Annotated in this window: 7 protein-coding genes and 2 pseudogenes; 7 read left to right on the top strand and 2 right to left on the bottom strand. The window is 47.9% G+C overall.

Going from position 1 to position 13565, the window contains the following annotated elements; translation table 11 throughout:
- The 7 genes and pseudogenes from ACRCYC_RS08500 to mzaE form a co-directional block, all read left to right on the top strand.
- On the top strand, positions 1-138 hold a 138-nt coding region (locus ACRCYC_RS08500; RefSeq protein WP_438618681.1), incomplete at its 5' end, for a DNA cytosine methyltransferase.
- A 325-nt stretch (positions 139-463) separates the two neighbouring features.
- A pseudogene (locus ACRCYC_RS08495) lies at positions 464-1608 on the top strand (IS3 family transposase).
- 928 nt (positions 1609-2536) lie between these two features.
- Positions 2537-5089: a sigma-70 family RNA polymerase sigma factor gene (locus ACRCYC_RS08490; RefSeq protein ID WP_438618679.1), complete on the top strand. Its 2553-nt coding sequence runs from the start codon at positions 2537-2539 to the stop codon at positions 5087-5089.
- A 5-nt stretch (positions 5090-5094) separates the two neighbouring features.
- A complete protein-coding gene (gene mzaB / locus ACRCYC_RS08485) occupies positions 5095-6579 on the top strand; it encodes an MZA anti-phage system associated ATPase MzaB (protein ID WP_438618678.1) in 1485 nt (494 codons plus the stop codon).
- Entirely contained in the window at positions 6560-9445 is a 2886-nt protein-coding gene (locus tag ACRCYC_RS08480) for a Z1 domain-containing protein (protein WP_438618677.1), read from the top strand. The genes mzaB and ACRCYC_RS08480 overlap by 20 nt, the downstream gene beginning before the upstream one ends.
- Positions 9429-10427, top strand: coding sequence for an MZA anti-phage system associated PD-(D/E)XK motif protein MzaD (gene mzaD, locus ACRCYC_RS08475; protein WP_438618676.1), 999 nt, complete (start codon positions 9429-9431; stop codon positions 10425-10427). The genes ACRCYC_RS08480 and mzaD overlap by 17 nt, the downstream gene beginning before the upstream one ends.
- Positions 10428-12227 (top strand): MZA anti-phage system associated AIPR family protein MzaE, encoded by a 1800-nt coding sequence (mzaE, locus tag ACRCYC_RS08470; RefSeq protein WP_438618675.1) that lies wholly within the window; start codon positions 10428-10430, stop codon positions 12225-12227. It begins immediately after the preceding gene.
- Positions 12228-12335: 108 nt separating this feature from the next.
- Here mzaE and ACRCYC_RS08465 read toward each other — a convergent pair.
- Together ACRCYC_RS08465 and ACRCYC_RS08460 are read right to left on the bottom strand one after the other, a co-directional pair.
- Positions 12336-12641, bottom strand: a pseudogene (locus tag ACRCYC_RS08465) (transposase); the annotation flags it as partial.
- A gap of 790 nt (positions 12642-13431) precedes the next feature.
- Positions 13432-13551: a JAB domain-containing protein gene (locus ACRCYC_RS08460; RefSeq protein ID WP_438618680.1), complete on the bottom strand. Its 120-nt coding sequence runs from the start codon at positions 13549-13551 to the stop codon at positions 13432-13434.
- Positions 13552-13565 lie beyond the last annotated feature (14 nt).

Raw genomic sequence — 13565 nt, 5'->3', positions numbered from 1 at the left:
TTTCCGGATTCGTTTATCGTCGATGCTGTATCGCAAGGGCAGATCTATAAGCAGTTCGGTAACTCCGTGTGTATGAAAGTGATCAGTGCCATAGCAGAACAGCTTGTCAGTGCTATGAAAGCTGCTGAAAAATCATGAGACCGCATATTTGTGCCCAGCTGGCGATATAGGTGCAAGGATGATTGGTATACTCTGAGTGAAGTTAAATTAGTCGTTGGCATGGCTTTAGCCATGACGGCGACTGTTTGCTTCTCGGGTTACCAATATTATTCTCGTCTTGCATCACCTTTTGGGATTATGGTTACTTACCACAGAAAAGCCTTGATGAGTACAAATACTCTGCAGCTCGTTCAGTAAGCTTGCTTCACAAACATGCTTGTTAGACAAACAGTATGCTTGATCCTACCCACCATTAGTGGACACGCGACTAAGTGAGTAAACTCTCAACCAGAGGTGATTACTCATGACAAAACCAGTATCAACCCGCAAAACCGCCCGTAAACAGTACACCCCTGAATTCCGCGATGAATCCTTGAAACTCGCTGAATGCATTGGTGTTGCTGCCCGTGAACTCAGTCTCTATGAATCCCAGCTCTACAACTGGCGCAGTAAACAACAGCAACGAATGACTTCCTCAGCGCGCGAGAATGAACTGGCTGCCGAAAATGCCCGCCTCAAGTGACAGCTGGCTGAGCGGGATGAAGAGCTGGCCATTCTCCAAAAGACCGCGACATACTTTGCGAAGCGCCTGAAATGAAGTATGTCTTCATCGAAAAGCATCAGGCTGAGTTCAGCATCAAAGCCATGTGTCGTGAGCTTCGGGTTGCGCGCAGCGGCTGGTATGCCTGGCGTATCCGCTGTTGTCGGATAAACCAACGTCAACAGTTCAGGCTCGTTTGTGATGCTGCTGCGCGCAACGCATTCACTGAGGCAAAACAGCGCTATGGTGCGCCTCGTCTCGCCGAAGAGCTACCTGAATACAATATTAAAACCATCGCAGCCAGTCTGCGTCGTCAGGGATTACGGGCAAAAGCCAGCCGCAAATTCAGCCCGGTCAGCTACCGCGAACACGGTCTGCCGGTATCGGAAAACGTGTTGAAGCAAGACTTCATCGCCAGCGGTCCGAACCAGAAATGGGTTGGCTACATCACTTACTCACATACAGATGAGTGCTGGCTGTATCTGGCGGTGGTGATTGACCTGTGGTCTCGTGCAGTTATTAGCTGGTCGATGTCCTCACGAATGACGGCGAAATTGGCCTGCGATGTGTTACAGATGGCGCTCTGGCGGCGTAAACGCTCGAAAGACGTGATCGTTCACACGGATCGCGGCGGGCAGTACTGTTCAGCGGATTATCAGGCATTACTGAAACGACATAGCCTGCACGGTAGCATGGGCGTAAAAGGTTGTTGCTACGATAATACGTGTGCGGAAAGCTTCTTTCATTCACTGAAAGTGGAATGTATCCACGGGGAGCGTTTTACCGATCGTGAAATGATGCGGACGACGGTATTTAATTATATCGAGTGTGATTACAATCGCTGGCGTCGCCACAGTGCCTGTGGCGGTCTCAGTCCAGAACAATTTGAAAACGACAACCTCGCTTAGGGCTGTGTCCACATTACGTGGGTAAGATCAGATCGCTATTCGACAGTATTCTTTTAATATTGCAAAGCACCGCTCAACAATATTTCACTTTTTGTACAACTGAGGCTCAAGCTTTCTACGTCTGCCATGCCCCGCTTTTTCGGTGGATTTAAACGGTGCTTCAATCTTTATATTGTTACTTTTCAAATTGTTATGCAAATTACCGTTCGAGTATCCTTTATATGGAAGAATCGCTTTAGGAGGAAGTTTTAGGTCACCATTTATGCGCATAATGCTAATCCGATAGAGTTAATACCCTGCGTATTGGCTTTCATGTTCTTGTTCCGCACTTACTGCATAAACCTTGCCCCTCACTTATGCATAAACTCCGTGCTAGTCCTATACAATCTGTCGTCAAGTTGATTTTGGTACTAAAGTTTCCTCGATAGCGTCAGCGTCTCTATGACTCACTGAGTGAAGGAGTATTTAGCAAAACATGACAACAGGAAAAAACAGAGAGAGTTACAGCGTCAAGTGTCGCACTGATTCATACGCTAACTTTTTGTCAGCATTGGTTTAATTGGTATACTAATAGTGTTCCAAATCAATGAGTTCTAATTTGATTGGTGGTTATACTATTGTACGCATGACCGACCTTTCAGATCGCAAAAGATCTTTCAGATACATTCATGACAGACAAAACAGTGAGAAAAAGGTTAGGTAAACAGGGTGTGTTCATATTGAGTCTGTTGCCATGGGTCTTGATAAAGAAAATAGGCTGTAACCACTTCACAATTGGACTTAGCTTTTACCCATGAACGATCCCAAAGACTGTATATAAGACCTGTATAGTTCAGAGTGACAGTCGGTCATAGGCAAATAGATGCCCAACATGAAGTAGCTAGTGCGGTGCCGGTTACTAAATTCACTCCTGTCGAGTAGCGCTATAATGCTTGAAAATCAATCCTCCCCCAGAATCAGCGCAATGCTGCGTTTTGCAATCAAATCCGGTGTCAAGGCTGCGGTGAAGCTACAGATACGTAACAGCGCCATGCTTGATGCAAGAGATGATCAGGGAAGGACACCATTGATGCTCGCTGCGGCACAAGGAAGCCAAGAGTTGTGCGAGTTGTTGCTTGATGCGGGAGCCAACCCAGCCCTAGTTAGCAACGAAGGTAAAACAGCATATAACATAGCTGCTGAGATGGGATATGACGCGCTCGGAGGTATGCTACATCACCATCAAGAGGAACTCATTGGTTCTTCACCCTTTGAAGTTGCTGCGACGCCTGAAGACATTCATCGGTATGAAACAGTTGGTGATGATAAAGCAGCTATTCAAGAGGGAGCAATAGTTGCTGAGTCCGCATCCTTAGATTATTTCATAGCTGACCATACTGAATATCAGATCCCCCCAGATACTTCTTTGGCAGGAAAGCCTAATGTTTCTTCAGAAGATATAGGTCTATCTGATTATGGAGATTCAGGTCATGACAGTGCCACCATATCCTCCGACACTGAGTATGACTCCTGTCAATGGGGTGCCCGATTTGATAATTCTGGCGATGGGGTTACGTCGGTTTTTCTGAATGTATTGCCGCCTCAGTCTGATGTACTTGGTATAGAGCTAAAGGTTGATTCCAGCAGGAATAAAGAACCTTCTGAGCCGATCAATGCCCATTTTTCGGAAGATCCTTTATGGATTGGTGCGGATACGAGTGTGCGATTTGATGATATTGCACAGGCTGAACCACATGGTTTCGTTAATTTACGCCTTCCTTGTCCAGATGTTTCTACTATTGAGCTGGGAGAGGAAAATGACTCAGCTTATTTACATGAAGATGATTTTGGCTGGAAGGCAGAGGAGGAGGTGGTAACGCCAAAGTCAGATGTGTCACTTCTGATTTCTATGACAGAGACCCATCGTCGTATATCCAGACACCGCGCTTTGAATACTGACGAATCTTGGGATGATGTGGAACTTGACCTGCCAGAAGTGAAACCTGTAGTCATCCGAGACCGCGAGGCACATGAGTTTCTAAGAGCAGTCTTTGTCGAGGGGTTTCAACGCGGATGGGTTGCTTTTGACAAGATCGATGATGCTTGCCAGCTCGATGCCGGACCTTCTGCGGATGCATTATTGCCTGCGGCTCTTCAGATACTTGAAGATCTTGGTATCAAGGTTGAAGAGGCCAATCAGGATAGTTTCACTGCGGAATGTCTGGTGAATGAGGAGCTTGCGGTATTACTGGATGAGGCTCTCGATAGGCTGGAAACATACCTAAGTGAATCATTATCAGAGGTGAATACCTTCAATTCAAGCACTTTGAGAGCGTATTCACATGATGCACGTGCAGTCGGCTTGATTTCCAAAGATGGAGAGATATTACTAGGGACACGTATGGACTCTTCCATCAAAGCACTTGCACGCTATCTGGTGGCCTTGCCCGAAAGCGCTTGGGTGGATTGTTTTGAGAATGTGCAGCAGCAACAAGATGTAAGTGGTGACGAGCTCTATGAGGATGATGAGGATGAAGCTGCCGAGTTGGATCAGGCCGAGAGAATTGATGAAGAAGGCCGTTTTTCCGGAAATTTTGAAGATTATGTGAATATTTTACGTGCTGGAGATATCTCTGGTAAGACCGATGAAATGATCCCTCGCCCTTCCGCATTGTTACTGGCCGGTTTGAGCAAGAAATTACATCAGTTTGATCCGGTGCTTCAGCCTGAGCTGGCGTTAGATCATATTCAGATCTTCGAGAAAGCCCGCAATGATCTAGTTAATGCAAATCTGCGATTGGTCATGAGCATTGCTAGCAAATATAGCAATAGCGGCATGTACCTAGAAGACCTGATCCAAGAGGGCAATATCGGCCTGATGAAAGCAGCCGAGAAATTTGAAGTTCAACGTGGCTTCAAATTTTCTACTTATGCTACTTGGTGGATTCGTCAGGCCATTACCCGATGTATTGCTGACCAGCTTCGTTTGGTGCGGGTGCCGGTTCATTTAGTGGAAAAAATCAACAAAGTGCAACGCGGTATTCGTGAGCAGGAAGGCAAATCTCCTGATGGTGTAAGCGATAGTGAGTTAGCTGTGTCGCTCGATATGAGTGTCGAGGAAGTCTGCAAGGTAAAACAAGTTGCCGATCGCGAAGTAATTTCCCTTAGTGGCTTTGATGAAATTGACAGTCCGGAATTACTTGCTGGGAACGAGTCTGATGGATTCCATTGCGTAGCAGAAGACGAGCTCGAGGATGCAATCAAAATCGCCCTGTCCGAGCTGTCAGATCGTGAAAATAAGGTTATCAAATATCGTTTTGGCATTGGGCTAGAGGACGACTTGACCTTAGAGCAAGTAGGCAAAAAGTTTGATGTAACGCGGGAACGGATTCGTCAGATTGAAGCAAAGGCCCTGCGCAAATTGCGTCATCCGAATCGATGTGGGGTGCTGGCTATGTTTTGGGATGAAAACGGCCGGCCTGATGATATTGATGAAGGTTGATGAATATGAAAGTACAGAATATGCGACATGCACCACCTCGAGCCGCAGCAATGATCGAAGCTTTGCGCGGGTTGGGTTACAGCACTGCGACCGCACTGGCAGACATCATCGATAACAGTATTGCTGCTGGTGCCGCAACGGTAGACCTGCGCTTTGTTTGGGACAATGCGCAGAGCCGGATTGAAATTCAGGACGATGGCCGCGGTATGAGTGCCGCTGAAATAGACAAAGCAATGCGGCTTGGGGAGAAGAGCCCTCTCGATGAGCGCAGTGCGGATGACCTAGGGCGTTTCGGCCTCGGCTTGAAGACAGCTTCGTTTTCACAGTGCCGTTGCCTGACCGTGGCTGCTTGTGGGCCGGATGGTTTGCAATGCCTGCGCTGGGACCTAGATGTACTTGCTGCTGGAAAGAATGATGGCTGGTACTTGCTTGAAGGTCCAGCTGAAGGTTCAGAAGGTTATTTGGCACCTCTCAAGGAGGCTGGGCGGGGGACTCTCGTTCTGTGGGAGGTGATGGATCGCATTGTGACTAAAGGAGTTGGAGAGCAGGAGTTTCTGGATCTGATCGATGCAGTAGACCGGCACCTTGGCATGGTTTTTCATCGTTATCTGGAGCATCCCCGACGTTTGTTGTTGCGAATCAATGGTCAGCCGGTGAAACCATGGGACCCGTTCCTTGTTGGACATCCTGGCAAACCATGGCAATCACCTTCCGTATCACCGCCAGGAAATGCGGCAGTCAAGCTGCAATGCAATGTGCTACCACATAAGGATAAGTTATCACCTTCCGAGTTCGAAACTGCAGAAGGACCTGACGGCTGGACGGCGCAGCAAGGGTTCTATGTCTATCGCAATGAGCGTCTTCTGGTTGCAGGCAGCTGGCTGGGGCTTGGCCAAGGGCGATCGTGGACAAAAGACGAGGCACACCGTCTGGCGCGTATTCGCCTTGATATTCCTAACACAGCTGATGCCGACTGGAAAATCGATATTCGCAAATCTACGGCTAGGCCACCCGTTGCATTGCGAAGCTGGTTGATTGGATATGCCGAAGATACCCGTTCCAGAGCCCGCAAAGCGTTCGTGCATCGCGGAATCGCACCGAAAATGCCTGGGGGAGGGGAGGTTGCACAATCGTGGAAAGCAGAGCATTTTGCGGGCGGTATGCGTTACCGGATTGATACAGACCATCCGGTGGTCCGTTCGGTATTGGATGATGCCGGTGTTTTGCTGCCTCAGATAAAGGCCATGCTACGCGTCTTGGAAGAAACTGTACCAGTTCAGCGAATCTGGCTGGACACTGCCGAGAATAAGGAGGCTCCGTGCACCGGCTTTGCTGGGGAGCCACCCGCAGAAGTGAAATCGGTGCTCGAGGTGCTTTATCGAAATATGGTAGGCGTGAAAGGAATGTCCTCGAGCATGGCGCGCGAACGGCTATCGAGAAGCGAGCCGTTCAACCAATATCCAGAGCTGGTTGCCAGCTTGCCTGATTAGCTATAAACAAGGAATCCGAGTGTCTTTAATAGGTGAAGCAAACAAGATCAGTGTGGTCAAAATCGTTCAGGAATTGTTGCTGGCAGAGGATGCTCAGTCTATTCCGCACAGTCTGATCTCTGAAAAAATAAACCTCGTTCTCGCGCTGAATCCTCGCTGGACTGAAGATCTGGATCGAGAATCCGTTATTAACGAGCTGATCCGCCGCCATAGCGAATGGGTTGGAACGGGGGGCATGCTTGGCGATGTGTCTGATCACGTTGCTTGGTTGACCAAGCAACGTAAGAAGGAATGGCGTTACTGGCAGCGTTATCGTGAAATGCAGGAGACACGACTATCAGCAAATGCTGTTGCCAATCTGGATGAAACATCCGATCAGGTGTTATCCATGTTGGAGGACCCTTGTCGCGAAGGTGCTTGGGATCGCCGAGGCCTCGTAGTTGGTCATGTGCAATCAGGCAAAACGGGTAACTATACTGGGCTGATCTGCAAGGCGGCGGATGCTGGTTACAAGGTCATCATTGTTCTGGCTGGGATGCACAACAATTTGCGATCTCAAACTCAGATGCGTCTTGATGAGGGGTTTCTGGGGTATGAAACACATTCTTCCAGTAACGAACCTCGGCCGATCGGTGTCGGTCTGATTGACCGAGATCCTGCGATTCGCCCGCATTACGCAACAACACGTTCCGAAAAAGGTGACTTCAGCATGGCCGCCGCGAAGAATCTCGGGATTTCTCCGGAGGAGCGGCCGTGGTTGTTTGTCGTCAAGAAGAATAAGAAAGTCCTTGAACGTCTGCACAAGTGGATCGTCAATCATGTAGCTAACACCGTCGATCTTGAGTCCGGCCGCAAGATCGTGACACATCTTCCCTTGCTGGTCATCGATGATGAGGCAGACAACGCTTCTGTTGATACGGGTGAACAAATTTTTGGCGAGAATGGACAGCCTGACGAGGAGCATCAGCCTAAAGCTATTAATGGACTTATTCGTAAGATACTGCACGCTTTTCAGCGTAAGGCCTATGTTGGCTATACAGCTACGCCGTTTGCGAACATTTTCATTCATGAGCGAAATGCCACCCCGAAAGAGGGGCCAGATCTCTTTCCGGCAGCATTCATTGTCAATCTCGGCGCACCATCCAGTTACGTGGGGCCAACTCGCCTGTTTGGTATCAACAATGGTGGGACTCGTGCGGATGCATTGCCTCTTGTACGCAAGGTTGATGACCACTGTTCTGACAATGGCAAGGCCGGCTGGATGCCGATATCTCACAAGAATGGACACAATCCCAAAATTGACAATGAATTTGGCATGCCTGAGTCATTGGTACAGGCGATAGATTCATTTGTACTCACGTGTACATTGAGAAAACTGCGGGGACAGGGAGACTCCCATAGCTCAATGCTTATCCACGTAACAAGATTTAATCAGACTCAGGCGGCGGTGCATGCTGTAGTAGACCAGTATATTCGACAGCAGTTGCAACGAGTAGAGCGTCAAATAGGGCATGAAGGATTTTTGGGTCGTCTTGCCGAACTCTGGCATAAGGACTTCTTGCCAGTTTCCACCGAATTACATGCACAAATACCTGATATGGTCAGCCGGTACGATTTTTCGTGGGAGCAAATTGTTGAGCAGATACCGGATATTGTTTCGGAACTTTCTGTCCGGATGATCAATGGTACGGCCAAGGATGCACTGGATTACGCAGATTCAGGCAAGGGGCTGAAGGTTATTGCAATTGGTGGTGATAAGCTCGCGCGGGGGCTGACCTTGGAGGGGCTATGTGTAAGCTATTTCCTGCGAGCATCAAAAATGTATGACACTTTGATGCAAATGGGAAGGTGGTTTGGCTATCGGCCTGGTTACCTTGACCTTTGCCGTCTCTATACAACAGCGGATCTGGTCGAGTGGTTTGAGCATATTGCTGATGCCTCAGAAGAGCTGCGTGAAGAGTTCGACATGATGGTTGCCAGTGGAGGGACTCCACGTGATTACGGCCTCAAGGTCTTATCGCATCCTGTACTGATGGTGACCTCTCCCTTGAAAATGCGTTCAGCTAAGACATTACGACTTTCCTTTAGTGGTCATGTGGTTGAAACAGTCTCAATGCACAAAGAGTCTGCGATTGTTCGTGCAAACTTCGATTCGTTCCAGAGTTTTGCTTCTGCGATCGGAATGCCTTCACCCATACCGGAGAGGAAGCGTGGAGGTGGGCGGGATCGCTGGACCGGAGTGTACTGGTCAAACGTGTCCCATGCTAATGTGACTTCGTTTCTTAACGGTTATACGACTCATCCTAGCGCGTACAAAGTAAATAGCCAGATGCTGTGTGAGTTCATAGACTCAATGGTGTTTGATGGCTATTTGGTGAACTGGAATGTGGCTGTAGTTGGTGGAAGCCTTGACAAGGGATCTTGGCTGATTGACGGTCATGCCGTACCGCTAACCCAAAGAGCTAATCGACAGCCGGCTGCCGGTCGTTACGCCATAGGCCGACTACTGTCTCCACGAGATGAGGCATTGGATATGGACGAAATAGCCTGGCTTGCGGCGCTCGATGAAACGAAAAGACTCTGGCATGCTGACCCCGCCAGACCTGATGGCAAGAATGAACCTACGGTTCCCAATGGGCCAGCACTGAGAAAGATTCGTGGATTCGGTGCTGAGAGAGTTTCAGCCTCTCCAGAAACAGGATTATTGCTTATTTATTTGCTGAATCCAGTGGAAGCTGGTTTACCTGAGGGTCATGAGCCTGTTGTCGCATTTGGGATCAGCTTTCCTAGCAACAACAGCGGGATCAAGGTCGACTACAAGGTCGGACATATTTTCTGGGAGCAAGAATTTGGATCTGCTGAGTAAGGAAGCCATCCTCGGAACATGGCGCGCGCTCTCAGGAGTGTCAAATGAGGATGTATGGAGAACAATTTTGCTTGTGCCGGAAGGTGTGTGCACTTTGCGAGCAGGTCGTTGTTTTCCTGGGAATGAGGAAGGCTTGTTAGTCCGGTTTTGTGACGGGAATATTGGCTCATTACATGAACTACCCGCAGCCACTGGATTCAAGGTCAAAAAAATTAAGCTAGGCAATAATGAAGAATGGTTGGCATTGGTACGCCAGCCTGGAGGAAATCTTGATCTGTTTGCTACGGTCGTGACAGATCTTGTTGAGGTTTTGTTAAGCAGCTCAATTCTAGATGGGCGCCAACTTTTGAATGTATTCATGAAGCGTTTGCGTGCGTGGATGAGCTTCATGAAGAAAGGCGCTAGCATGCTCGGCCCCGAAGCGGAGTTGGGTCTAGTTGGTGAATTACAGTGCATGTCCACATTGTTAGCGGCAGGTTGCCCAGCTGAAAGTGTGGTGGAAGGCTGGGCTGGCCCGATGGATGGCTTGCAAGATTTTCAGCTTGGACACGGAGCTATTGAAGTCAAAAGCACATTGGCAAGAGACGGATTTTCCGCCGCTATTCTGTCGCTCGAGCAGTTAGATGATAGTGTTCGCAAACCTCTGTTTCTTTGTGCTTGCCGATTTTCTGTCGATCCGTCAGGGGTTTCTCTGCCTGTGCGTATTGCATCGTTAAAAGAGCAGATGGATGAGGCCACAGCTGTTGCTTTCGATTTTGCCTTACTGCATGCCGGATTCATCGATGCGCACGCTGACTTGTATACAAGACAGTTTGTCGATGTGAGTACGCATTACATGCTTATCGATGAAACATTTCCGAGGCTTACTGGCGGGAATGTTCCGGTAGGTGTGGTCCGTGCAAAGTATGAGATAGAGCTAGATGCGATTGAGGCTAAAGAGTACCTAGCTGACGCCGCAATTGAAATGATTGGGATAAATTGAATGGAATTGGTTGATTTTTTGCGTCAAACGCAACAACAGGTTCGTGATGAAACGGTTGAAAGGGGGATTGAGGCCGGAGAGGCTGCATTCCCTGAGTTGCTTTTTACTGAGATCGTAACAAGACATATGGCCGATATCGGGATGACTTTTGATCCGGAAGTATGTGCATACGATGCTAAAGTTGGAAGTGGACGGGGTTCAGGAATTGTGAGGTTAAGTGGTTTCGCTGTTTCTGACGACAATGAACAGCTAGATCTGTATGTGAGTGATTACAAAGGCCTCGATGACATTGTCGACATTCCCAATGCCGAAGCACAGAAAGCAGCCGAACAATGCCTGCGTTTTCTTTCGATGTGCGTGGAAGGAAAGCTTGCAGAGGAAATGGATGAGTCCCATCCGGCATATGCTCTAGTGCTCACAATTAAGCAAGTTTATCCGGACCTTGATCAAATCCGAGTTTTTGTTTTGACCGACAGACGTGCAAAAGTTCGTACATATCAACCGCGGACAATATCTGGCAAGGTCGTAAAACTTGAAGTTATGGATATCCAGCGTTTGTTCAATCACTGGCAGGAGGGACGCCCGCGAGATGAACTCGTTGTTAATTTCCAAGATATATCTGGCGGCCCTCTGCCATGTATCTGGGTTCCAGACCAGATGGGTGAATATGATTATGCAATGACGGCTATTCCCGGTGAAGCCCTGCGATTTTTGTATGAAAAATATGGTGCACGCATTCTTGAAGCCAATGTTCGTTCTTTTCTGAGCCAAGTTGGTGGGGTCAATAAAGGGATTGCAGAGACTTTACGCAAGCAGCCTGAACGGTTTATGGCATATAACAACGGGGTTGTCATTATTGCAGATGAGGCTAGCTTGCGACGTACAGAGGATGGTAGCCTAGGTATTTTCGGGCTTAAAGGCATGCAGATCGTGAATGGCGGTCAGACGACAGCATCTATGTTCTTCACGAAGAAAAAATTTCCGGATATTAACCTCTCTCAGGTCAGAGTTCCCGCTAAAATCATCGTCTTAAAAAATGTTGGTTCAGAGCAGGAAGAGCGTCTGATTTCAGATATATCACGTTATGCCAATAGCCAGAATAAAGTTCAACTGTCAGACTTGTCTGCAAATATGCCTTATCACGTTGAGCTCGAAAAACTTGCTATGGCTACGTATTGTCCTGATGGTGTTAGTCGGTGGTTCTACGAACGAGCCACAGGTAGCTACAAAGTGATGCTCGAACGTGAAGGGAAAACACCTGCCGGTATCAAGCGTATACAGGAAGGTATACCATCAACTCGCAAGATTACTAAAACGGATCTTGCAAAATATCAAAGTGCTTGGATGCGGCGACCAGACTGGGTGAGTCTAGGAGGCCAAAAGAACTTCAAAGCGTTCATGGATATGATTAATGCCGTTGGTGAGGCGAGGGAGATGATTGATGTTGCTGGATACAAGAGCATCATTGCTCAAGTCATTTTATTTAAGGAAGCGCAGCGCAGAATACGCCCACGCTTTACCGCATTCCAAGCGAACGTGCTTGCATATACAGTCTCTCTTGTATCCCTGAAGCTTGGTGACCGTCTGAGTTTAGATCGTATTTGGTCCACCCAGTCAGTATCATCGCAACTTCTCAAACAGATTGAAATATGGTCCGACGAGGTGAATGCAGAGCTTCATGCGACGGCAAACGGACGAATGATTTCAGAGTGGGCTAAGCGGCCTGAATGCAGAGAGATTATGTTCGCTCGTTCATTCTCGAAGCCAATGGTAGATATTCCAGAATTAAATTATTCTTAATATTGAATATCACATAAGTTAATGGCTGATTTAACACCGAAGTACAACGCTAAGCCACCATTCTTAGCTGTAATAGCATGTCAGTAATTCTGTGTAACTGCCAATGTATTAAAGGTGATCGCTAAGGCGGTCACCGAGCTCGATAATAAAACGGCTCATTGCTAACCACCAGTTCTGGATTGGCATACTCAATTTTGTCGACGTATCCTTGATTGCCAGATAAATACCCTTTTGTACTGAGTCATCCGTCGGGAACACCTTGCGTATCTTAATGTCTGCTCAAGTTACTCAGTTTAGTGATTCGATTGTGTTAGTGGCATAGGTAGCCTTTCGGATATCTGATTTATAACTGAAGAGTGTATTGATATTTTCCTAGTGTGTACGCCAGCTTTTGCTGATGTGTGAATACTTATCCGCATCAAACTTCCGTAAACGCCGTTAGAACCATCAGAGCCCTAGACAACCTCCCCGTTGCATTATTGACAGTAAAGTCGGTAATACAGCGGACAACACTATCCGCTCTCTTCAGCCCGCTTACTGGCCTACGATACCCTTCGTACTTAGCTGAGCGACAACCTGATTTCGGCGACAAGGGCGTTAAGCTTTTGGCGATCGGCTCTCACCTGAGTGGAGTATGCCAGATGGAATGTGAGCTCAGGAGATGAGTATTATTTTTATGCCGCCAATAAGGGTATTGTGAACAGTTACGATTAAGCTAGCCAAGCTAAAAACTGTGGATTAACGTGACTAAGCCACTGATCTTTGAGCTGTAGCAAACATAAGCTAGGAGCATTGGTCGGGTTGTACGGGGTAAATCTTGTTCAACATAGCAAGTAATGTGCTTGGTTCCTTTGGTGCTGAACAGAATGTCCCCTTGTTGCAGTCAATCTGGTTCACGTTTACCGGCGTATTCGGGGACGATCAAATCGCTTTAGCGTAATTCACCTATCTCTGAGATGTCTTTGGCTTGTACTGTATTAATCGAACTGCCGGCGATGGTTTGAATCGTGCCATGAAACGGGTAACTGTCTTGGGGCTCATTGGTTGTATACGCATTAGCTAGATTCTCTGGTTCTGATTCACGAGGGAGTTATTAAAGTACCTCACGAAGAGGAACTGTCCATGTTGCTTCTGGTCATAGGACTCTGCAACGTTAAATGTGATTTGGCTCCTTAAACAACAAACGCGGCAGTGAAGATGGTGGCTATGGGTTTTGCAGTAGGCCGCGCTGGGCCATCGAGACAATGCTTTCGGCGCTGACCACCAAGTGATCCAAGATCTGAACATCCACCAGCATCAGCGCGTTGATCAAGCTGTGGGTCAGTTGTCGGTCGGCTT

This window comes from Paraclostridium sp., assembly GCF_051657365.1.
Taxonomy (GTDB): Bacteria; Bacillota; Clostridia; order Peptostreptococcales; family Peptostreptococcaceae; genus Paraclostridium.
This window is presented reverse-complemented; position numbering and strand designations above follow the sequence as displayed.